Annotated in this window: 25 protein-coding genes and 1 pseudogene; 15 read left to right on the top strand and 11 right to left on the bottom strand. The window is 65.1% G+C overall.

Translation table 11 applies throughout. From position 1 onward, the window contains the following. The first annotated feature begins 242 nt into the window (after nt 1-242). Together IC63_RS09085 and IC63_RS18800 are read left to right on the top strand one after the other, a co-directional pair. A complete protein-coding gene (locus tag IC63_RS09085) occupies nt 243-863 on the top strand; it encodes a cation transporter (protein ID WP_052042060.1) in 621 nt (206 codons plus the stop codon). An 11-nt stretch (nt 864-874) separates the two neighbouring features. Beyond that, nucleotides 875-1,094: pseudogene (locus IC63_RS18800) on the top strand (cation diffusion facilitator family transporter); the annotation flags it as partial. Nucleotides 1,095-1,322: 228 nt separating this feature from the next. Here the strand turns inward: IC63_RS18800 and IC63_RS09080 are convergent. Then, nucleotides 1,323-2,564 (bottom strand): DUF5930 domain-containing protein, encoded by a 1,242-nt coding sequence (locus tag IC63_RS09080; protein WP_170835609.1) that lies wholly within the window; start codon nt 2,562-2,564, stop codon nt 1,323-1,325. Between the two features lie 862 nt (nt 2,565-3,426). Between IC63_RS09080 and IC63_RS09075 the strand changes: the two genes are divergently transcribed. Next, a complete protein-coding gene (locus IC63_RS09075; RefSeq protein WP_036719388.1) occupies nt 3,427-4,260 on the top strand; it encodes a DUF3883 domain-containing protein in 834 nt (277 codons plus the stop codon). A 3-nt stretch (nt 4,261-4,263) separates the two neighbouring features. Here IC63_RS09075 and IC63_RS09070 read toward each other — a convergent pair whose 3' ends face one another. The 10 genes from IC63_RS09070 to IC63_RS09030 all read right to left on the bottom strand — a co-directional run bounded on the left by IC63_RS09070 (nt 4,264) and on the right by IC63_RS09030 (nt 10,869). Then, the gene (locus tag IC63_RS09070) at nt 4,264-4,644 is read right to left on the bottom strand and encodes a hypothetical protein (RefSeq protein ID WP_036719386.1); all 381 of its coding nucleotides are present in this window, start codon (nt 4,642-4,644) and stop codon (nt 4,264-4,266) included. After that, complete coding sequence (locus IC63_RS09065; RefSeq protein ID WP_036719384.1) at nt 4,644-5,966, bottom strand: recombinase family protein; 1,323 nt, start codon at nt 5,964-5,966, stop codon at nt 4,644-4,646. The genes IC63_RS09070 and IC63_RS09065 overlap by 1 nt, the downstream gene beginning before the upstream one ends. Beyond that, nucleotides 5,963-6,463, bottom strand: a complete 501-nt coding sequence (locus IC63_RS09060; protein WP_052042059.1) for a DUF2924 domain-containing protein — start codon at nt 6,461-6,463, stop codon at nt 5,963-5,965. Before IC63_RS09060 ends, IC63_RS09065 begins: the two co-directional genes overlap by 4 nt. Beyond that, nucleotides 6,460-6,678 carry a hypothetical protein gene (locus IC63_RS09055; protein ID WP_036719382.1) on the bottom strand — a complete coding sequence of 73 codons (219 nt, stop codon included), beginning with the start codon at nt 6,676-6,678 and terminating at the stop codon, nt 6,460-6,462. The genes IC63_RS09060 and IC63_RS09055 overlap by 4 nt, the downstream gene beginning before the upstream one ends. Before the next feature lie 180 nt (nt 6,679-6,858). After that, nucleotides 6,859-7,616, bottom strand: a protein-coding gene (locus IC63_RS17470; RefSeq protein WP_101754952.1) for an IS5-like element ISPso2 family transposase whose coding sequence is annotated in 2 segments (ribosomal slippage) — nt 6,859-7,292 and nt 7,292-7,616 — 759 coding nt in all. Because the reading frame shifts where the segments join, the coding sequence is not laid out codon by codon here. A 63-nt stretch (nt 7,617-7,679) separates the two neighbouring features. After that, nucleotides 7,680-8,660, bottom strand: a complete 981-nt coding sequence (locus IC63_RS18090; RefSeq protein ID WP_156965421.1) for a hypothetical protein — start codon at nt 8,658-8,660, stop codon at nt 7,680-7,682. A 9-nt stretch (nt 8,661-8,669) separates the two neighbouring features. Further along, nucleotides 8,670-9,143 (bottom strand): DUF6932 family protein, encoded by a 474-nt coding sequence (locus IC63_RS18085; protein WP_156965420.1) that lies wholly within the window; start codon nt 9,141-9,143, stop codon nt 8,670-8,672. An 87-nt stretch (nt 9,144-9,230) separates the two neighbouring features. Then, a complete protein-coding gene (locus IC63_RS09040; RefSeq protein WP_036719377.1) occupies nt 9,231-9,962 on the bottom strand; it encodes a hypothetical protein in 732 nt (243 codons plus the stop codon). Continuing rightward, nucleotides 9,959-10,189 carry a hypothetical protein gene (locus IC63_RS09035; protein WP_036719376.1) on the bottom strand — a complete coding sequence of 77 codons (231 nt, stop codon included), beginning with the start codon at nt 10,187-10,189 and terminating at the stop codon, nt 9,959-9,961. Before IC63_RS09035 ends, IC63_RS09040 begins: the two co-directional genes overlap by 4 nt. 2 nt (nt 10,190-10,191) lie before the next feature. Beyond that, nucleotides 10,192-10,869 carry an XRE family transcriptional regulator gene (locus IC63_RS09030; protein WP_036719375.1) on the bottom strand — a complete coding sequence of 226 codons (678 nt, stop codon included), beginning with the start codon at nt 10,867-10,869 and terminating at the stop codon, nt 10,192-10,194. A gap of 109 nt (nt 10,870-10,978) precedes the next feature. On the opposite strand from IC63_RS09030, the gene IC63_RS09025 reads away from it, so the two are divergent. The 12 genes from IC63_RS09025 (at nt 10,979) to IC63_RS08970 (ending at nt 21,237) form a co-directional block, all read left to right on the top strand. Beyond that, the gene (locus IC63_RS09025) at nt 10,979-11,662 is read left to right on the top strand and encodes a hypothetical protein (protein WP_036719373.1); all 684 of its coding nucleotides are present in this window, start codon (nt 10,979-10,981) and stop codon (nt 11,660-11,662) included. Nucleotides 11,663-11,874: 212 nt separating this feature from the next. Beyond that, nucleotides 11,875-12,081, top strand: a complete 207-nt coding sequence (locus tag IC63_RS09020; RefSeq protein ID WP_036719372.1) for a helix-turn-helix transcriptional regulator — start codon at nt 11,875-11,877, stop codon at nt 12,079-12,081. Further along, complete coding sequence (locus tag IC63_RS09015; protein ID WP_036719370.1) at nt 12,078-12,443, top strand: hypothetical protein; 366 nt, start codon at nt 12,078-12,080, stop codon at nt 12,441-12,443. The genes IC63_RS09020 and IC63_RS09015 overlap by 4 nt, the downstream gene beginning before the upstream one ends. A 27-nt stretch (nt 12,444-12,470) precedes the next feature. Next, nucleotides 12,471-12,959: a hypothetical protein gene (locus IC63_RS09010; protein WP_036719368.1), complete on the top strand. Its 489-nt coding sequence runs from the start codon at nt 12,471-12,473 to the stop codon at nt 12,957-12,959. Continuing rightward, complete coding sequence (locus tag IC63_RS09005) at nt 12,956-13,846, top strand: ATP-binding protein (RefSeq protein WP_036719366.1); 891 nt, start codon at nt 12,956-12,958, stop codon at nt 13,844-13,846. The genes IC63_RS09010 and IC63_RS09005 overlap by 4 nt, the downstream gene beginning before the upstream one ends. A gap of 13 nt (nt 13,847-13,859) precedes the next feature. Beyond that, complete coding sequence (locus tag IC63_RS09000; protein WP_036719364.1) at nt 13,860-14,462, top strand: hypothetical protein; 603 nt, start codon at nt 13,860-13,862, stop codon at nt 14,460-14,462. Between the two features lie 7 nt (nt 14,463-14,469). Then, the gene (locus IC63_RS08995; RefSeq protein WP_036719362.1) at nt 14,470-16,137 is read left to right on the top strand and encodes a DEAD/DEAH box helicase; all 1,668 of its coding nucleotides are present in this window, start codon (nt 14,470-14,472) and stop codon (nt 16,135-16,137) included. Between the two features lie 230 nt (nt 16,138-16,367). After that, the gene (locus IC63_RS08990) at nt 16,368-16,568 is read left to right on the top strand and encodes a DUF6511 domain-containing protein (protein WP_036719395.1); all 201 of its coding nucleotides are present in this window, start codon (nt 16,368-16,370) and stop codon (nt 16,566-16,568) included. Further along, nucleotides 16,568-17,326, top strand: coding sequence for a PD-(D/E)XK nuclease family protein (locus tag IC63_RS08985; protein WP_036719361.1), 759 nt, complete (start codon nt 16,568-16,570; stop codon nt 17,324-17,326). Before IC63_RS08990 ends, IC63_RS08985 begins: the two co-directional genes overlap by 1 nt. Beyond that, a complete protein-coding gene (locus IC63_RS08980; RefSeq protein WP_084115691.1) occupies nt 17,323-19,614 on the top strand; it encodes an AAA family ATPase in 2,292 nt (763 codons plus the stop codon). The genes IC63_RS08985 and IC63_RS08980 overlap by 4 nt, the downstream gene beginning before the upstream one ends. A gap of 467 nt (nt 19,615-20,081) precedes the next feature. Continuing rightward, complete coding sequence (locus IC63_RS08975) at nt 20,082-20,618, top strand: crossover junction endodeoxyribonuclease RuvC (RefSeq protein ID WP_052042057.1); 537 nt, start codon at nt 20,082-20,084, stop codon at nt 20,616-20,618. A 190-nt stretch (nt 20,619-20,808) separates the two neighbouring features. Next, nucleotides 20,809-21,237, top strand: a complete 429-nt coding sequence (locus IC63_RS08970; RefSeq protein WP_036719356.1) for a DUF6362 family protein — start codon at nt 20,809-20,811, stop codon at nt 21,235-21,237. Nucleotides 21,238-21,418: the final 181 nt, after the last annotated feature.

Genomic DNA, 21,418 nt, shown 5'->3' with positions numbered 1-21,418 from the left:
GACGTGACAGGCGGCCGCGTCTGCCTTGCGGGCGCTGCCGTGAACCCGCCCGGCCCGCGCAGCGCTGGGCATAAATCCACGCGCCGCCCTCGAACTTCTGGGGACCAGAGGAACCAAAACTGTCTCTCGACCGATTCTTGGGCAAAGGGTTACCCTTTTCCGGCGAGGATCGAGTGGTTTGCGCCTGCAGGGTGGATGGAGCCGCCTTGATCCGCCGGCCAGTACGAACGGAGGCGAACCTGATGTCCAGAAAACTGTCAAAGGATCCGGATGAACGTCAGCGCCGTACGCTCTGGACGGTTCTGCTGCTGAATGTTGCCATTGCGTTCGGCTTCTTCGCGACCGGCGCACTGGGCGACTCCAGTGCGCTGATCGCCAACGGTCTGGACAACACCTCCGACAGCTTCGTCTACGCCATCAGCCTTTTCGCGCTGTCTCGTTCGGACAAATGGAAGCGTTGGGCCGCGAACTTGTCGGGGGGCCTGCTGCTGATTCTGGCGGTTGGCATCCTGATCGATGCTGTTCGTCGCTACTACACCGGTTCCGAGCCGCTCGGCCCGCTCATGATTTCCATGGCGCTCATTGCCGCGGTCGTGAATGGCGTCTGCATCCGGCTTCTTGGTCGACTCGAGGATCCGGACGTGAATGTCAGAGCGGCCAACACCTTCAGTATCAACGACTTCATTTCAAACGGCGGAATTCTCGTCGCAGGCGGTCTCGTCTGGTGGCTGGGCAGCAATTGGCCCGATCTGGTGGTCGGTATCGCCGTCGCCGGCGTCGCCGCTTGGGGCGGCATCGGAATCCTGCGCGACGCGCATGGCGAGCACCACAAGGCGGTCCATCAAGGTGACGCCGAGACCTGAGAGAGAAGACGATGCCTCACGATCACGGCCACGCCCATATCAGCCCCGCGTCCCGCGACCGGCGGGTCACCATTGCTTATCTGGGCCAACGCGCTTGACCGGCGCCCAGATTGTCTGCCGAATCCTCTCGGGCAGCCTCGCCCTCAGCGCCTTCGCGCGCGCAAGATCGCACGGCGGCCGGCGGACGAGCGCATGACCTTCGGTCATGATCGGATCGACGTTGTCGCAGCAGGCTCACCAGCGATCTCCAGTGTCTTCCTCGGGCGGCGGACAATCTCGTACTGGATTTCGGGCTCGCCGTACTGCAGGCAGTGCAGTTCCCGCGTCATGCCGCGAACCGGGCCCAAGCAAGTTCCATGACCTTCAGTTCGAGATCGTCGAGCACCTCTACGTGCAGTTCGACGCCCCTTCGCCTCACTGACGTAGCAAGAGCCCGGCTACCGGCGCGCGCGGGCGCGCTCAGAGGAGGTCCCGGCCGGCGCGAATGTAGCCCATCGGATCGACCGCTTCACCGTTCACGCGCACCTCGTAGTGGAGGTGGGATCCCGTGGAGCGGCCCGAGTTACCCATGTCGCCGACCCGCTCGCCGCGCGCAACTTCCTGGCCCACCTCGACGCGGATGGCGTTGAGGTGCGGGTAGCGGGTCTCCAGACCGAAGGGGTGGCGAACGATGATGATCCGCCCGTAGCCGTTCTGCCAGCCGGCGAAGGTGACGACCCCGTCGGCCGTGGCGTAGACGGGGGTGCCGACAGGCCCTGCCATGTCGACCCCTTTGTGCATTTGCCCCCAGCGCCGGCCAAAGGGCGAGGTGTACCGGAAGGCGTCCTGGACCGGCATGGCGAGCGGCAGCGATTCAAGGGCCAAGCGATAGTGGCTGAGCTCGTCGAGCCGCTCGAGAATGCGGTTCGCGCGCACGGTCTCGTCATCCAGCGAGGCTATTCCCCTCGTGGAGACCGCAAGGGGAACCAAGGCTTCCTTCGGGGCTGAGTGACCATCGCCAGCGGATGCGAGTACCGCCTCAGAGTCCAGTCCGGCCTCACGGAGCACCTCGTCGAGCGGCTCCACCGAGGCGATCAGAGCCTCCTCGATCTGCAGCAGGATTCGATTACTCTCGGATTTTCTCAGCCGCAGATCGAACTCCAGCTCGCCGGCAAGAAGAACGGCCTCCTTGGCCTTGGTGGCGGCCTGATCACGCTCGACCACCGTTTCGGTCAGGGCGAGGGTCAGTAGGTCGAGTGTGGCGGCGAGTTCCTCAGATCTCGGGTCCTGCGACGCAGACACTGCGGCAGCGCGCGCGTCCATCGTACGGCGCAGAGTGGCCTGGGCCGCCTGCAACTCGCTCTCCATCTCGCGGCGGCGGGTCTCGAGCGCAAGCAGGTCGCTCTGCATCGACGACATCTGCACCGTGGCGGCTGCAAACCGCTCTTGGGCCGCGAGTGCTTCCATCGCCTGCTGGTCGCGCTCCCCGCCGAGTGCGAGAGCGCGGTCCTCAAAGAGCGCCTGCTCTCGCTTGGCCTGCTCGCGCATGGTTAGGAAGTCGATGGAGTTCATGATCAGGACTGACGTGACCGTCAGGCACCACGCCACGAGAAACGCTCCACCAGCCCAGGCGAGGGCCTGCCTTCCGGGGCTCAGGCGAACGAACCGGACATGGTCGCCGGACCGGATGAACAATCTTCGCTCCGGAAGGACGCAACCCACAAGCGTGCGTAGTCCTCGGATTGGTCGAAGGGTCAAATGTCGTCGTCCCACGTTGACGCGGCCTTGCCCGCCGTCCGCGTGTCCGCTTAGTTGGGAGGCGCTCGCCTCGCAACCACCCACGTCCTTCCGGTCAGCCGACAAGAGCCGAAGACGCACAAATCGGCGGAAGGCTGCCTGCGGACCTGTAAAAGGAACCCGGTTGCCACGGGTGCAACTAGCCCCGTAGCCGGTCGCCATGACTCAGCGATCGCCCTTCCGCTACTTCAAGACCTCGCCCGAGAGCCGTAACGCCGCCGTCCCGCGAGGGGAAGGAGGTCGAAGCCGGGGAACTCTCGCGCTTGCGCGTCATTCGTTGTGGAAGCGGGGCCCATCGACGTCAAAGCACAATCTGAAGGAGATCGCCTGGAATTCGCACTAATGAATCAACGTGTTAAAGGGCAGAGAAGGTTCGACGGCAGGCCCATCCCCTCCGCCACCATCCCTGCTGCGAACACGGACAGGCGCCCATCGCGGCGCGGAAATAGTCGTGTTTTCAAAGGGCTTTGCCTCCCCCATGCGAACCTCTGAGACAGCGCGCCAGGCCCGTTCCGGGCTCTGAACGGCGCTTCGTCTCTGTTCGAGCGAACCTCGCCGAAATCGGTTCGGTCGAATTTTTCCACGCATTTCCAATGGCCTGAGTTTCCACCTCGCCAAAACTTCGGCCCTTGTGTCAATCTCCTTCGAGGGGAACAGAGCCGCAACACGCGAGAGGCGCAGCCGCTGGGTGCGCTGGCCGAATGGCGCGTAGCGATGACGGTGATTTGCCGGGTTCAAGCTGGAAAGCATTGATGACAAAAGGACTTCCCGCTTGTAGCCTGGCGCAATGTCGAACGGGCCTTGGACGGACGAAGAGAACGATCTGATCGTCGCGGATTACTTCGCGATGCTGGTCGATGATCTCGCGGGGAAACCCATGAACAAGGCGGCATCATATCGACAGCTTGCAGACCGGATCGATCGGTCCGCAAAGGCAATCGAATACAAGCACCAGAACATCAGTGCCGTGCTCAAGGCGCTGGGTGAGACCTGGCTGACTGGCCTCGCACCCGCCTTCAACTTCCAGAGCTCGCTTGAGGATGCCGTTCTGCGATGGATGAACTCGCATCCGGAGTGGGTCCTGCGAGCCCCCGGCAACCCACCACCCACCGGCCTTCACGATGCGGCGCAGATCTGGATCGGGCCGCCGCCGACGCTGTCGAACCAGCCGCCACCGCAGGAGCTGGACCTGATGTTGCGGATCGCCAGGAAGTCCGACGTTGCCGGCCGCGACGAGCGTAACCGTGTCCTTGGCCGCGCGGGAGAGGAACGCGTGCTGGCCTACGAGCGGTCGGTGCTGCGGTCAGCGGGGCGCGATGACCTGGCGCGCAAGGTTCGCTGGGTGTCGGAGGAGGACGGGGACGGTGCCGGCTACGACATTGCCAGCTTCGAGCGGGACGGCCAGTCGCGGCTGATCGAGGTGAAGACTACGAACGGCTGGGACCGGACGCCATTTCACATCACGCGCAACGAACTGGCCGTGGCCGAGGAGCGGCATGCGGAATGGTGCTTGTTCAGGCTGTGGAACTTCTCACGCGAGCCGAAGGCCTTCGAACTGCGCCCGCCGCTCGATGCCCATGTCTCGCTGACGGCGACGTCGTATCGGGCGAGCTTTCACTGAGGCTCAGTCGAACACCCGTCCCGGCTGCTCGTTCCACGGAAGGGACGCCACGAAGCACAGATCATAGATGCTGACTGTCGAGGGCTCGCGGTGGACGACCAACCGCTCGAGGACGTCAGGCGCGAGCCAGGCGAGGCGCAGGAGGCGGCTGACGTAACGGTCGGACAGGCCCTCATCGGCGGCCAGATCTGCGAGCGTGGCGACGTCGCCGCGTTCCAGCCGCTGCCGCCAGCCCCATGCCCGGCCGATGGCGCGCAGCAGGTGGGGATCCTGCCCGCGGCCCATGGCGGCCTCGACATGCTTCGGCGGCAGGATCCGGGGGCGACCACCGCGACGGCGGAGTTCGAGCGGGATGTGGACGCGCAGGGTCTCGGGCGCGGGCATCAGGCAACCTCCTTCTTCGGCGGGGCCATCAGCGCGGCGATGGCGCCGAGGCCGTCGTGGCGCAGGTCAATGGCGAGGCCCGCCTCGCTTACCGTGATGCGCGCGACCAGCAGCTGGACGATGCGCGCCTGCTCGGCCGGGATGAGCGCCTTCCATAGGTCGTCGAACTGCGCCAGCGCGGCGACAACAGTGGTTTCATCGAGATCGGGCCGCTCCTTCCGGACCGCCCGTGCGGTGCGCGCCGCGACCTCGGGCGTGCGCAGCATCCGGCGGATTTCGCCGATGACGGCCTCCTCGACCATGGCACCCGGCAACCGCTGCGGCCCGCGCAACTCGGCCGCCGGGCGTTTCCGGATCACGTCCATGGAGGTGTAGTAGCAGTAGCGCTTGCCCTTCCGCTTGGTGTGGTGGGGCGTCATGGCGGCGCCCGTCTCGGTGAAGATCAGCCCGCGCAGGAGCGCCGGTTGCGCCGCCCGCGCCACCGCCCCGCGGGCGACGCGGTTGTTGGCGATGACCGCGTGGACCTCGTCCCATAGCTTCTGGTCGATGATCGCCATGTGCTCACCGGGATAGACCTCATCCTTGTGCACGGCGAGGCCGAGGTAGACCTTGTTGTGCAGGAACTTCAGCAGGTAGCCCCGGTCAAACACCGCGCCGCGCTTCGTGCGGATCCCGCGGGCGTGCAATTCCTTCAGCACCTGCGCGGTGGAACTGGAGCGCGCGTAGAGGCGGAAGATCGTCAGGACGTGCTCGGCCTCGGCGGGCTCGATCACCAACTTGCGGTCCTTCACCACGTAGCCGAGCGGCACCGGACCGCCCATCCACATCCCCTTCCGGCGCGAGGCCGCAAACTTGTCGCGGATGCGCTCGCCGATCACCTCGCGTTCGAACTGGGCGAAGCTGAGCAGGATGTTCAGCGTCAGGCGGCCCATGGACGTCGTGGTGTTGAAGGACTGGGTGACCGAGACGAAGGTCACGCCGTGGCGGTCGAAGACCTCGACCAGTTTCGAGAAATCCATCAGCGCGCGGCTGAGGCGGTCGATCTTGTAGACCACGACCACGTCGATCAGCCCGGCCTCGATGTCGGCGATCAGCTGCGTCAGTGCGGGCCGGTCCAGCGTGCCGCCGGAGAAGCCGCCGTCGTCGTAGCGGTCGCGGAGCGCCACCCAGCCCTCGGCGCGCTGCGAGGCGATATAAGCCTCGCAGGCCTCGCGCTGGGCGTCGAGGCTGTTGAACTCCATGTCGAGTCCTTCCTCGCTCGACTTTCGGGTGTAGATGGCGCAGCGCAGGCGGCGGATGAGTTCGGGCTTTGCGCGGCTCATGTGCGGGTCTCCGCGCCATGGGCCAGCCCGAAGAACTTCCACCCGTTCCAGTGACTGCCGGTGATCGCCCGGACCGCGGCCGAGAGCGACTTGAAGCGCCGACCCTGCCATTCGAAGCCGTCGGTCAGCACGGTGACGACCTGTTCCTCGCCCTGCCACTCGCGCACCAGTTTGGTGCCGGGGATTGGGCGGCGGGGATCCGCGATCAGCGGACCCGGCGCGCCGGATGCGACCTCGGCCGCCAGCGCGTCCAGCGTGCGCCGCGTCGCGGGCTGGATACCGCCATGGGCCAGTTCCTGGATGCGGTAGCCGATCCGCAGCTCCAGGTTCCCCCGGCTGGCGTTCGGCGCGGGCTCGCCGAACATGACCCGCCACTTGGCCTGCAGTTCGGGCACCGTCATCGCCTTCAACGCCGCCAGCTCGGCCAGGACGTCGATCCCCTCAACCGAGCGCGCGAGCCCGGCCTTCGCGGCTGATCTCCTTGTAATTTTTCTCATGCCTCGTCTCCAACTCGGTTTTGCACCTGTCTCCGACGACGGCGTCTGAGGGCGAGAATGTCCAGCGAACTGTCTCCGCTGAGCGGAGAATTCTCGTTCTTTTCCCGTGGGTTGGTGCGCGCGATGGCGCTGGCGAGAATGGTGGCCAGCTCCGCCAGCCGCTCATCGGTGGTGAGCGTCTCGGCGGGCGGCGCGAAGGCGATGTCGTCTGGCATGGGGAGCGAACCTCCTGAGGCGGTTTGCTCCGTATTCGCCAGTCGCGGCGAGAGATTTCAAGGCTAAACAATGGGTTGTCGCAAGGGCGCGCATCTCTGCGCGCTAGATCGGGTGCGTGATCAAAAGACTTGATGGCCTCAAAGGCATCCGCAAGCGCACCATGACCTTAGGGTCAGGATTCATAACCAATAGATGACGAGAGCCGCGAGGGCGATGGCTGAGAGGAAGACCTTGGGGCATCGGTCATAGCGGGTCGCGACGCGCCTCCAGTCCTTGAGCCTGCCGAACATGATCTCGATGCGGTTACGCCGCTTGTATCTCCGCTTATCGTATTTGATCGGCGTCTTGCGTTTCTTCCGGCCTGGGATGCAGGCACGTATCCCCTTGTCCTGCAACGCTTCTCTGAACCAGTCAGCGTCATAGCCACGATCCCCGAGTAGCCATTTGACGTTTGGCAGGCCACTCAGCAGGGCCCGAGCGCCGATATAATCGCTGACCTGTCCAGCGGTGACGAACAGGTCGATCGGTCGCCCCTGACTGTCGCAGATGGCGTGCAGCTTGGTGTTCATACCGCCTTTGGTTCGACCGATCAGGCGACCACGCCCCCCTTTTTGGCGGCCATGCTGGTCGCCGTTCGATGGGCCTTGAGGTATGTTGCGTCGATCATCACGGTCGTTTTCTCGCCGTGTTCCGCCGCCAGCCCGGCCATCATCCGCGCGAAGATGCCCTTTTCGCTCCAACGCTTCCACCGGCTGTAGAGCGTCTTATGTGGGCCATACGCGGCGGGCGCATCGCGCCAACGCAAGCCATTGCGATTGATGAAAATAATCCCGCTCAGCACCCGTCTGTCATCAACCCGGGGCTTCCCGTGCGACCTGGGAAAGAAGGGAGCCAGGCGCGCCATCTGCGCGTCGGTCAGCCAGAAGAGATCGCTCATGTCACCGCTCCGTTTTCGGAGGCGTGAATCACGCAGCGCAATAGAAATCAATGCATCCTGACCCTAGTTTCTTATTTCGGTCAGAGTAAAGTACGAGCGCTTCTCGTTTGAAGCTAGATCCGTGATCTCAGTTTCTTCAAGAATGGCGGTGATAGTTTGACCGAACGATTCTTGAACGGCGCGGCTTTGTGAGGCAACAAATTTCCCGTTGTATAACGTCTCACCTGCGAGAAGCTCGAAACGATCTCGCAGCAACGATGCGCCAACAAGACGACCTTGAACTTCCTTCAATTCTGAACGGGTCTGAGCGATTTTATCTATCGTCTTGACAACCAAACTTGCCTTCTCAGGTCCAACCCGCCAGTCATGCTTGATGCCCGAGTAGTCACGCCAATCGACGGACAACTCTGTTCCACTTTCCTCTATGTGACGCGCCAAAGCTTTGAGATGACGTAGGCTTCTAGACCCTATTTCCCCAGCTTTCTCCATGATGTAGTCATCGCGCGTCGAAGAGCCGAAAAGTTCGAAAAGAACTTCTAGCGCAGAAACTGAGACGCTATTTCCCATCAGATCGAAATCAGAAGGAACGTAAATCTTCATTCCAAAAGATGAAGGGTAGGTCGCCTGAAGTCTGAGGCTAGTTGCTTTCAGTATACCACCAGCAAGCGGGCCACGCACAGTCGGGCCATTGTTTATTGCGTGCGCGACGCTGGAGTAAAGCCTTTGAAATCGTGATAAAATCACACTTAGAATCAAGACATCTGCCGAATGGTCGTTAATGCCCTTTCCATCAAGAACAATCTTGATTTCTTCGTTTGATCGATACCGAACGGCTTCAACGAGCTCGCGTTGCAGTGATGCCTGCATCTTCATTAATGATGCATTGCTAAGGTGAATCGCAAAATTTTCTGGATCGGCCCGCAGGATTTCTTGGGTGTCGCGGAGAGCAGCGTCGAGTTCCGATAGGCGCCTATTCAAGCCCCTGATCTGATCTTCCAATCCCTGGATGGCTTTCTGATCGTTGATTGACCACAGGTCTATCATTTTGATGCCCTAGCCTACAACTGTTCGAATTATGCCCTTCGGCTTGTCCTGGCGATCAAAGCCGAATTCACCCATCCAATACTTTCTAGTTGTCCGTAGCTGGCCTTCGAGTGGATGCCCAGGTGGAACAGTGGGAACAAAGTACGCATCACACATGTGTGTCGTTTTTGTTCCGGGGCCATCAAATAGACTGGCGAAAGCAGCCTGCACAGCGGGCGGCAGATTGTTTACTTGGTCCATGTCGGCGAACCCTACAAGGTCAATATCGCTTGGGTCGTTTTTGAGGGACGAGAAACTCCCGTTAAGGAATTCGACGACCTGCAAACCGCAAGATTGAACATCTGCACAGTGCCGCGTATAGCCTGACCAAATGTTCATACGTGTTGTCGAGGTTGGAAATCCACCAACCAAATGTGCTTCAATTTCGGGGGCATCATAATCGTGAATGCCTGGCTCCAAATAGCCGTCGCCGTTGAATTTCATCCCTCACCTCTCGTGCCAGTATCATCATCAGTAGCACCTACGCACGCGGGAAGTCGATAGAGCGGTTGGGGTCTCCCCCACTGGACGCTAATGTCGTGTCTTTCGTTCAACTGCGCTATCCGTCTCCAGCCGCAAAGCCGCCCGCCACAGCGGCGTTTTCATGAACACCGCGTCCTCGAACCGATAGCTGGGGTGTCCGCGCTCCTGCTGCAGAAGTCCCGCCCAGCAGAGCGGGCGCAGCACCTGGATGTAGAGTTGGCCCATCACCTCGTCGTAGCGCGGGAGCGGTCCCTTCTCGGGCTCGCCGAAGAGCACGCGGCGGAGGTGGGCTCCGGTGGCGCCGTCCTCCGTCTCGATGTTCAGGACGTTCAGGAACACGCTCCAGTTGCCAAGGATCGGTGCGTCCTCGAAGCGCGACATGCTGGCGTGGTTGATCCGGAACAGAAAGAACGGGACGACCGTTCCGAAGATCCGACCGGGATGGCCAATTAACGTCTGGCCTGTCTTGGTCAAGCGGAACTCGCCTTTGTAATGCCGGCCAAGCTTCATCGCGATCATCAGGTCGTGCAGCACCATGAGCGGGGCGAAGTCGGGCTCGTTCAGGACCTTGTTGACGGCGAAGAGGTCTGCCTCGGTGTGGCCAGGCCAGTCGAACTCGGCCGCGGCCCAATGCACGAAGACCCGCTTGAACGCCTTGGACGGCGTCAGGGGGATGCCGCCATGCTCGCCGATCCAGGCGAGGGTCTTCTCGACCCCGCGCACCAGCGGCGAATGTGCAAGTGCCGGATCAGCATCGTCGATTTCCTGAAACCCGATCATGATCGCCGATCCTTGCGCGCCAGATCCGCCATGGCCTTGCTCAGCAGATGCCGCGGGATGTTGATCAGCGCGAAGCGCTTCTTGTCCGATGGAGCCTCGTCGTCTGACGCCTCGATCACCAGTTCGACGTGATCCTCGCTGGCGTGCAGCTCCACGGTGATGTCGGCGTCCTCGAAGTCCACTTCATGACGGCGGCCGTTTCCGCCACGGATGATGACGTGGGCCATGCTCAGATCTCCCGCGCAAACCAACGGATGCGGCCGACGATGTGGATCTCGTCGGCCGTTCGTTCGTATTCGGGGTAGTGCTTGTTGTCGGAGATGACGCGCACCGCGGGCGGGTCGCTGTTCGGGATGTGCTCGAGCCGCTTGGCCACCAGACCCATCCCGTCGTCCAGCACGAAGATGCCCGGCGGGTTGGGCGCGCGGCGGGTCATGTCGACGAGCACGGCGTCGCCGCTGAGGAGTGTCGGCGCCATGCTGTCGCCTTCCACATGCATGATGCGCAGTTGAGACGGGCTGGCCTTTAGCTTGTGGCGGATCCACGACTGGCGGAAGTGATAGACACGGCCGGGCGTATCGCCATCTTCGGTCACCACCGCACCGCCGCCCATCGCGGGGCGCGGGGTGGCGTGCGCGATGGCCACGAAGGCATCGTCGGGATTGTCCACGAAGGGGGGCGTTCCCTCGACCTCGCCGATACCGTGGATCAGCCAGTCGCGGTCCACCTTCAGCACGCGGGCGACCTCGGCCAGCCGGTCGATGCCGGGGCGGGCGGAGCGGCCGCGGAGTATGTCGTAGACGAAGGAGCGGTTCACGCCGGCCATCTCGGCGACATGGGCAGGCGTCAGGCCGAGCTGAAGGGCGCGGGCCCGCAGGCGGTCGGCCAGGGTATGCTGCTCGGTCATGTTTTCCCCAAGGGTATGTGGATGAAATAGGATAAAACAGGATTGATGCGGACCCGTCAAGCGATTAGAACAAAACCTAAACAATCGCACATGGGAATCGGGGGTCCGGATGGAGATCGAGAAGTCGTATTTCACCCTGCCGGAGATCCTCGAGCGCTGGTCCATGTCCGAGGCGGACCTCGTCTACCTGGCCGAGAACGACCAGCTGCGGCTGTCGATCCGGGTGTTCAACTTGGCCGTCGAACTCGGCGACTACGAGGAGACACCGGAGGGCGAGCGTTTCTCCGTCCCCTTCGAGCGGGGCCCGTTCAACGGGCTTCTGGATCTCCACGCCCATGACGTCTTCCAGCTGTTCCGGCACGGCGAGGTGAAGCTCAGCCGCTTCCGCTCGCATAAGGCCGACTATGCCTGCCTGACAGGGGAGCGAGAGCTCATCACCGTGCGGCAGCGCGATCTTTTTCTGCGGCGTGAAGAGCGCGATCGCTTTGAAGCAGAAACTGGATTCGCAGGCGCGGCCGCTGGTCCACGTCTTGGCGCCTTCCATGCCGCCGCCGACTACCAGGACGTCCGCTGCAACGGACAGCACTTCCGGCTGGGTGCGATCCAGGCGCAGGTCGTGCGCGCGCTGCACGAGGCGGCGGGTCGCAGCGAGCCCTGGCAGAGCGGGAAGGCGATCCTCGCCGCCGCGGGCTCGCGCAGCCTCAAGATGTCCGATGTCTTCAAGTCCAAGAAGAACTGGCGGCTGCTGATCGAGTCGGACGGCCGCGGCGCCTATCGCCTGCTCGGGCTCTGATCTCGCGCCATCTCGTCCCTCCGCGCGCCCACGCGATCCCCTCTGTGGGATGCGCCGGGGGATGAGAGGGGGATGGCGATCCCCCACAGGGCCGTTCTTCCTTGGATTGAAAGGCTCCTGACAATCCCCCTCCGCATCCCACTCCAATCCTGACGACATCCCCTCGCGGGATTTCGCATCGTGCTCCCGACAAACGACACCGGGAGACGACGATGCAGCAGAAGACCTGTCTCACACAAAAGGAGCTCGCGCGGCGCTGGACGATCTCGCACCGCACGCTCGAGCGCTGGCGATGGGCCGGAGAAGGCCCCGCCTACATGAAACTCGGCGGCCGGGTGGTCTACCGGCTCGAGGACATCCTGGCCTTCGAGAAGAACCAGCTCACGCACACCGCTGATAGCGCGCGGGGCGCGGCATGATGGAGCGCCGGTCCACCATCCACGGCAGCCGCGTCGTGTCGATCTTCGGCGCCGCCGGTCCCGCGCTCGACGAGGTCGGACTTTCCGCCTGGATCGCGCAGGCCGCCCCGGGCGAGGCGCTGGTGTATCACCGCGGGTTCCTCGCCGTCGACGCCACCGGGGCCGTCTCGAACCTCACGCCCGAGCGCCAGCGCACCCTGCGCGGTGTCGCCGCCGCTGCGCTGCGCGCCGCCGAGCAGCGGCTCGTCCACCTCGTGCAGGCACGGCTCGGCCCCGACCACTTCGCCTACATCGCCGTCGCCCGTCCGAAGCCCGGCCCCGCCGGTGCCGCCCTCTCGATGCGCCTCCTCGAGGCCGCCTGACCCCATTCCCCCATCACGGAGACCCCCATGCCGTTCCCTCAGAACACCCCCGGCATCGACGATCTCATCAACCTGCCCGCGGGCGAGATCGCCCAGCTTCCAGTCGAGCTTCTGGCCGCCATGCAGCGCGAGATCGACGCCGCCGCGAAGCAGATGAAGGCCGTCACCGCGCGCTTCTCGACCGCGCTCGAAGTCCGCTATGCCACCCGCGCCGCCGAAGCCCGCCGCGCCTGCGGCAAGGACACCGGCACGGTGCGCCTTGCCGATGGCGATTTCACCGTGGTCGCCGATCTGCCGAAGCGCGTCGAATGGGACCAGACCCAGCTCGCCGCCATGGTCGAGCGCATCCGCGCCGCCGGCGACGACCCGTCCGAATACGTCGAGATCAGCTTCAAGGTGCCCGAACGCGCCTATGTCGCATGGCCCGAGGCGATCCGCCAAGGCTTCGAGCCCGCCCGCACCGTGAAGACCGGCACGCTGAAGATCGCGATCCTGCCGCAGGAGGACCACGCGTGAGCCTCCCCATCATCACCGCCGATCAGCGGCTGGCCGAGACGCGGGGCATCAAGGGCGTGATCTTCGGCCCCTCTGGGATCGGTAAGACCAGCCTGCTTTGGACGCTGGAAGCCTCGACCACGCTGTTCTTCGACCTCGAGGCGGGCGACCTCGCCATCGAGGGAATGCTCATCGACGTGGTTCGGCCGCGCACCTGGAAGGAGTGTCGGGACTTCGCTGTCTTCATCGGCGGCCCGAACCCGGCACTCCGACCCGAACAGCCCTACAGCCAGGCACACTTCGACGAGGTGTGCGGCCGGTTCGGCGATCCGCGCGTCCTCGCCAAATACGACACCGTCTTCATCGACTCGATCACCGTGGCCGGGCGGCTCTGCTTCCAGTGGTGCCGCGGTCAGCCGGAGGCGCATTCGGAGAAGACCGGCAAGCCGGACGTGCGCGGCGCCTACGGGCTGCACGGGCGCGAGATGATCGGCTGGCTGACCCACCTCCAGCACACGCGCGGCAAGAATGTCTGGTTCGTCGGGATCCTCGACGAGAAGCTCGACGACTTCAATCGCAAGGTCTTCGTCCCGCAGATCGACGGCTCGAAGACCGGGCTCGAGCTGCCCGGCATCGTCGATCAGGTCATCACGATGGCCAGCCTGCCGGACGAGCTGAACCGGCCTCAGCGGGCTTTCGTTTGCCAGACGCTGAACCCGTGGGGCTACCCGGCCAAGGACCGCTCCGGCCGCCTCGACGTGGTCGAGGAGCCCCATCTCGGCCGGCTGATGGAGAAGATCCGCGGCCCGCTGATCCCTGCGGAACGGCGGCTGACATATTCGCCGCCACAGCTGCCCCCGCCGCCCGGTCCGACGGCGACCGACCCCCATTCCTATCCCACCAACTGAAAGGACCCGAGCCATGTCCGGTCTCTGGAACGACTTCAACGACGCCCAGTCCAACACGAGCCTCATCCCCAAGGGGACGCTCGCCAAGGTGCGGCTGACCATCCGCCCCGGCGGGTTCGACGACCCGTCACAGGGCTGGACCGGGGGCTATGCCACCCGCGGCTCCACTGGCGCCGTCTATCTCAACGGCGAGTTCACGGTCACCGAGGGCCAATACGCCCGGCGCAAGATCTTCACGCTGATCGGTCTCTACAGCCCCAAGGGTCCAGACTGGGCCAACATGGGCCGCAGCCTCGTGCGCGGCATGCTGAACTCGGCGCGCGGGATCTCCGACAAGGATCAGTCCCCGCAGGCGCAGGCGGCGCGGCGGATCGGCGGATTCGCCGATCTCGACGGGATCGAGTTCGTCGCCCGCATCGACGTCGGCAGCGACGCCATGGGCGAGGAGAAGAACGAGATCCGCGCCGCGGTCACGCCCGACCACCGCGACTATGCGCAGGTCATGGGACTGGCGGCGCAGCACGGGTATCAGCCGCCAGTTCAACCCGCGCCGCAGCAGCCGGTCCAGCAGCCTGCGGCATCGCCGGTGCCGGGCCGTCCCGCCTGGGCGCAGTGAGGGCGCAATGCTTCTTCGCCCCCGCCAGAAACTCTTCGTGGAGCGCAGCCTCGCTGCGCTCTCGACCCGCGCCAACTCGCTGGGCGTTGCGCCCACCGGCGCGGGCAAGACGATCATGCTCTCGGCCGTTACCGGCAGGATGATCGGGGACGGCGCCAAGGCTTGCGTGCTCGCCCATCGCGACGAGCTGACCCGCCAGAACCGGGCGAAGTTCGCCCGGGTCAATCCCGGCACGGAGACATCGGTCGTCGATGCCACGACCAAGTCCTGGAACGGACAGGTCACCTTCGCCATGGCGCCGACGCTGTCTCGTGCGTCCAATCTCTCCGCCATGCCGAAGCTCGACCTTCTGGTGATCGACGAGGCGCACCACGCGGTGGCCGAGAGCTACCGCCGCATCATCGACCGGGTGCGCGATGCCAATCCGGAGGCCCGCGTCTTCGGCGTCACGGCGACGCCGAACCGAGGCGACAGGAAGGGCCTGCGCGAGGTTTTCGACAATGTCGCCGACCAGGTGCGGCTGGGCGAGCTGATCGCCTCCGGTCATCTCGTGCCGCCCCGGACCTTCGTGATCGACGTTGGCGTGCAGGACCAACTGCGCGCCGTCCGCAAGACCGCCGACGATTACGACATGGGCGCGGTCGCGGCGATCATGAACCGCGCGCCCATCACCGAGGAAGTGATCCGGCACTGGGAGGAGAAGGCCGGGAACCGGCAGACCGTAGTCTTCTGCTCGACCGTCGCGCACGCCATGGACGTGGCGACCGCCTTCAATGAGGCCGGAAACCCGGCTGCTGTCGTCCTTGGCGACATGGGTTCCGCAGAACGGAAGTTGGTGCTCGAAGCCTATGCGTCCGGGGAAGTACAGGTCATCGTCAATGTCGCGGTGCTGACCGAGGGCTGGGACCACCCGCCGACCTCCTGCGTCGTGCTGCTGCGGCCCAGCTCCTACAAGTCCACGATGATCCAGATGGTCGGGCGCGGCCTGCGCACGGTCGATCCGGCTGAACATCCCGGCGTGGTCAAGACCGACTGCATCGTGCTGGACTTCGGGATCTCGAGCCTGACGCATGGCACGCTGGAACAGGACGTCGATCTCGACGGCCGCGATCCGACGCCCGGCGAAGCCCCTACGAAGACCTGTCCGGAATGCGAGGCGGAGATCCCGCTCGCGTCGCGGCAGTGCCCGATCTGCGGCTACGAATTCCAAGGCGGGTCCGTGACGCCGCCGCTCGAGAACGTCGTGATTTCCGAGATCGACCTGCTCGAAAGGTCGAGCTTCGTCTGGGAAGACCTCTTCGGCGACGACGCCGCGCTGATGGCCAGCGGCTTCAGCGCCTGGGGCGGCGTGTTCTTCCTCGAGGGCCGCTGGCATGCCGTGGGCGGCGCGAGGGGGCAGCCGACCTGCCTTCTCGGCGTGGGGGATCGGACTGTCTGCCTCGCGCAGGCCGACGATTGGCTGAACACCCACGAGAGCGATGAGAGCGCGTTCAAGTCGAAGCGCTGGCTGACGCAGACGCCGACCGAGAAGCAGCTGCAATACCTCTCGCCCGCGCAGCGGCAGGATTACGGGCTGACCCGCTACCGCGCCTCGGCGCTGATCACCTTCCAGTTCAACCGGCGCGACATTCGCCGGCTCGTCATGTCGGCCGCGCCCGAGCGGAGGGCGGCGTGAGCCATGTCGCGGAAATCCCATCCCCGCCCGCAGAGGCTGCGGATCGACCGGGCTTTGATCGCCTCTGGCATCCGCGCCCGGTCCTCTGCGCCGTCTGCACCGCGCGCACCCGCGGCTTCGGCTGGTTCGATCCCCACCGCCCGCGCCCAGCCCGCACCCAAACCCGCCGCTGGTTCTGCTCCATGGGCTGCCAGGCGGCCTTCACCCGCAAAGCGAAGAAAGGACTGAGCATGGTCGATTTCACCGAGGAGGAAACCCAGGCGCTGCCCGCCGTCATGCGCGCGCTCGCCCTCGAGATGGAGCGGATCGGCTGGGACCAGCCGCTGGGCCAGCTGACCCAGAACGACATGCACCGGCTGATCGTCACCACCGTCGAGGCATTCCGTGCCGAGATGGCGGAGATCGCCGCCGAGTCGGAGATCCCGTTCTGATGCTGGACTACAACCACCGCCCCGGCACCGCCGAACGGATCAACGCCGCCGTGGATGCCGCGCTGGAGGCCGAACGTGCGGCTACGGCGCCCCGGACCTATCTCGGCGCATCCCGGCTCGGCCATGCCTGCGAGCGGGCGCTGCAGTTCGAGTTCGCGGGCGCGCCGAAGGACGAGGGCCAGGAGTTCTCCGGCCGCTCGCTGCGGATCTTTGCGATCGGGCATGAGCTCGAGGATCTCGCCATCCGCTGGCTGCGAGCGGCAGGGCTCGATCTGGTGACCCAGAAGCGGGACGGCGGCCAGTTCGGCTTCTCCGTCGCGGGCGGGCGCATTCGCGGTCATGTCGACGGGATCGTCGCCGAGGCCCCGGCGGCGCTTGGTCTGCGCACCCCGGCGCTCTGGGAGTGCAAGACCATGAACGCGAAGAACTGGCGCGAGACGGTGGCCAAGGGCGTGACCGTGGCAAAGCCGGTCTACGCCGCCCAGATCGCGCTCTACCAAGCCTACATGGAAGCGGCCGTGCCGGGCATCTCGGCCAACCCGGCGGTCTTCACCGCGATCAACAAGGACACGGCCGAACTGCACCACGAGCTGGTGCCCTTCGATGCCGATCTCGCGCAGCGCATGTCCGACCGCGGGGTGCGGATCCTTCGGGCCACCGACGCCGGTGAGCTGCTGCCGCGCATCGCCTCAAATCGCGACTTCTTCGAATGCCGGTTCTGCCCGTGGGCCGAGCGCTGCTGGGGGCTGCCGGCATGAGCGACGACAACATCATCCACTTCAATCCCTGGCGCGATTTCAACGACGCGGCACCTCTGGCCGATCCCTTCGCGGTCGAACCGGACGCAGACCAGATCGCCCGCTTCGTCGACGTGGTCTTCGGCTATTGCGAGGGCCTGATCCCGGTCCGGGGCTTCGTCGACAAGGGTCAGGGCAAGGACGGCCGGCCGCACAACATCTGGATCGACGCGGACGCCACCGCGCCGGAGAAGCTCGGCACCTTCGCGGGCTGGGCCGCGCGCGAGGGCGCGGCGGTCTATGTCATCCCCGGCACGGTCGCGGAAACGGGCCAGGCGCGCGCCGCAGACGTCCTTCAGATGCAGAGCCTCGTGGTCGATCTCGACACGGGCGACATCCCGGCCAAGCTCGATCACCTCGTCCACCACCTCGGGCGACCGACCCTGATCGTGGAGAGCGGCGGGCGCACGCCCGAGGGCGCGACCAAGCTGCATGTCTGGTGGAAACTGACCGAGCCCGCGGAGGGCGCCGATCTCGACCGGCTCTGCCAGCTGCGCGGCGAGATCGCGCTGAAGGTCGGCGGCGACACGCATTTCCGCTCAGCCCACCAGCCGATCCGCGTGCCGGGGACGGTCTATCACAAGGGTGGGCTCACCCGGCTCGTCCAGATCCGCGAGGCAGCCGATCTCGAGGTCGATTTCACCGAGATGGCCGAGCGCGTTGCCGACATGCCGCCGATGCCTGGCGTCGGCATGGCCACGGTCGACTCCCGCGAGAAACCCGCCATCGACGACGTACTGGTGACCCCGGTCCACGAGGGCGACACGGATAGGTGGTCCCGTTTCGAGGGCGCCTCGGCCGCCATCGGCTACTTCCTTCGTCTGGTCCACGAGGGCCGGATGTCGATGGACGAGGGCTGGACGGCGATCTGCGGCTACAACGCCGCGATGCTCCGCCCCGCCTGGCCGCTCGACCGGCTGAAGCGCGAGACGAACCGCCTGTGGGAGCTGCACATCAAACGGCACGGGCCGCCGCTGATCCGCCTCGACAGCGCGGCGCCTGCTCAGACCGAGCTGCCCGCCTTCACGCTGGGCGCGCTGCTCGACGACACGAGCCCGATGCCGGACGACATCATCGGCCCACGCGTTCTGACGCCGGGCGGGCTCCTGGTGCTGGGCGGCGCGCCCAAGGTGGGCAAGAGCGACCTGCTGATCGCCTTGCTGGTGCACATGGCGGCGGGCGTGCCCTTCCTCGGTTTCACCCCGCCACGGCCGCTGCGAATCTTCTACCTGCAGGCCGAGATCCAGTACCATTACCTGCGCGAGCGCATGCAGCAGATCGGCCTGCCGCCCGAGTTGATCGCCGCCGCGCGCGACAACCTGATCGTCACCCCGAAACTGCGCATGCTCCTCGATGCCGAGGGCAGTGCGCGCGTCGCCGAGGCGATCAGGGCCGCATTCCCAGACGAACCGCTCGACATCCTCTGCATCGATCCGATCCGGAACCTCTTCGACGGCGGGCCCGACGGCGGCGGCGAGAACGACAACGCGGCGATGATGTTCTTCCTCAAGGATCGGGTCGAGGTGCTGCGCGACCACGTCAACCCGGACTGCGGCGTCATCCTGGTCCACCACACAAAGAAGCTCTCGAAACACCAGGTGAAGGAAGATCCGTTCCTCGCCCTCTCCGGCGCCAGCGCGCTCCGGGGCTTCTACACCACCGGCCTGATCCTGCACCGGCCGGAGGAGGACTCGACCCAGCGCCGGCTCGAGATCGAGCTCCGGAATGGCCCGGCGCTGCCCGCGAAGCTCGTGGACAAGGTCAAGGGCAAGTGGGTCGAGATCAACCCGATGAACGAGCGGCTCGTGCGCCCCGAGGTCGGTGCCAGGCATGACGCCGAGCGTGATCGCAAGCGAGATGTGATCCTGTCGATCCTTCTCGACGAGGCCGCCGAGGGGCGTCTCTACACCATCAACCAGTTTGCCGAAGCCTTCGAGAACAAGGGCGGTCTGGGCGGCAAGGACACGATCCGCGACCGGATCGCGGTGCAGGCCACCAAGGGCGCCATCAAGTTCATCCGCGACGGCGCCCCCCATGGGCTCGGGCCTTCGCGATCGCGCTTCGGATACCTCTGCGTCGAGGGAATGGTCATGCCCACGGACGGCGAGGATGTCGATCCGGCGACCGGAGAGGTCACTCTCGCCAGCATCGCAGTGCTGCCCACCCACTACAAATCGCCGCAGACCGGGGCGCTGCTCGAGGTCGAGAACCCGCATGTCTGGGTCTATCCGGAGGGGGAACGGCCATGATCGCCCCTGCAGATCGTTCCCCGCAGAATTGCGCAGGGGCCAGTTTGAGCCAGATGCGGGGCCTTGCCGAAACTGCCCCGCCACTATTGCGCGGAAATCCGCATGCATCCGATGTGGCCAGTTTCGGCCCGCTTCCGAAACTGTCCCTGCAGGATTGCGCTCGGACCGCAACCGCTACTCGGCAACCAGTTTCGGCCGGGGCCGCCGGAATCGCACTCCCTAAACTGGAATTCCTGTTTTCTGTCAGTGTGTTGCTGCAGTTTTTCAGTTTCGGGGGTGAAACCACCCCCTACGGGGGTGGAGGAGAACGCCGCAGGCGGGTTCTCCCACGCCCACCCCCAGGGGTTTCGCGCGCGTGGCCTGTCCTCGCCGCAAACACCCGATCCGACGACGGCGGCCCCGTACCGCCAAGCACCAGACCGCCGTCGTCTTCCACCCGAGCAGCCAACCAGAAGAGGAGACTACCCATGGCTGACCTGACTCTCGCCACACACCGCCGCGAGGCAATCCCCGATCTGCCACCCGTTTCCCGATCCAACAGGTCGATGCTGGCGCTCGACCTCGGCACCACCACAGGCTGGGCGCTGCACGGCATCGACGGGCTGATCACCTCTGGCACGGTGTCGTTCCGCCCCGGCCGGTTCGATGGCGGTGGCATGCGGTATCTGCGGTTCACCAACTGGCTGACCGAGATTGACCGTCTGTCCGGACCCGTCGCCGCCATCTGGTTCGAGGAGGTCCGCCGCCACGCGGCCACCGACGCGGCCCATGTCTATGGCGGCCTGATGGCCACGCTGACTGCATGGGCCGAACTGCGCGGCATTCCCTATGAGGGCGTCCCGGTCGGCACGATCAAGCGCCACGCCACCGGCAAGGGCAACGCGCCGAAGGAGGCGATGATCGCCGCGGCCCGGGCGCGCGGCTTCAGCCCCGCCGACGACAACGAGGCCGACGCCATCGCGATCCTCCTCTGGGCGCTGGAGACCAGGGGGGGCCTGCAATGAGGCGGTTTCCCCGTGGCTATAGCGGCGAGCGCCGCAACCCCGAACAGGTCAAGCGCGACGGCTGGAAGGAGCAACGCGTGTTCGCAGTTTCCCTTGACGACCAGAGACTTACTTGGCCTGAGCGGGAGCTGGTGCGGCAACTCGGCGAGCGTCTCTACGGCGCGCGCCCAATGGAACGAGAGGTGAGGAAATGACCCATTGGACCCCAGCCGACGTGGAGGCGCGGCTCTCCGAGGCGGGTATGATCCTGCGCCGTCTGCCGGAGCCCCGGCGCAACGGATACTTCAGCACATGGCCGGAGATCGTCCACGGTTTCGCCGACAAGGTGGGCCAGGAGCCGAAGCCCATGCGCGTCTCGCCCTCGCCGCGGGACATCGCGCGGATGGAGGAGACGCTGACCTGGACGAACTGCCTCGAGCCCATCGACGGCAAGATCGTCTGGATGAAGGCGCATGACGAGCGCTGGAAGAACATCTGCTGGCACGTCGGTCTCTGCCACGCCGCTGCGCATCAGCACTGGCGCTACGGGCTGTCGCTGATCGCGCTCAACCTCAACAGGCAGCCCTTCAACCGAAAACTGCCGATCCTCGAGATCATCAAGCTGGCGCGCAGCCTGTAGGAAAGTCTCGTGTAGAGGGTTTTCGCGCAGACAAAAACGCCTCTCCCGGGCTAGAAAGTGGATATGCTCGGGAGAGGCGCGCGCGGCACAGCCCCGAACGAAACCATCCTTTTGTTGGCGGGGCGCGCTAATAAAGGAAAGGCGCTGATCCTTTCCTTGCGGGCCGCTGTCCGCCCCCGCC

This window comes from Paracoccus sphaerophysae, assembly GCF_000763805.1.
Classification (GTDB): Bacteria; Pseudomonadota; Alphaproteobacteria; order Rhodobacterales; family Rhodobacteraceae; genus Paracoccus; species Paracoccus sphaerophysae.
This window is presented reverse-complemented; position numbering and strand designations above follow the sequence as displayed.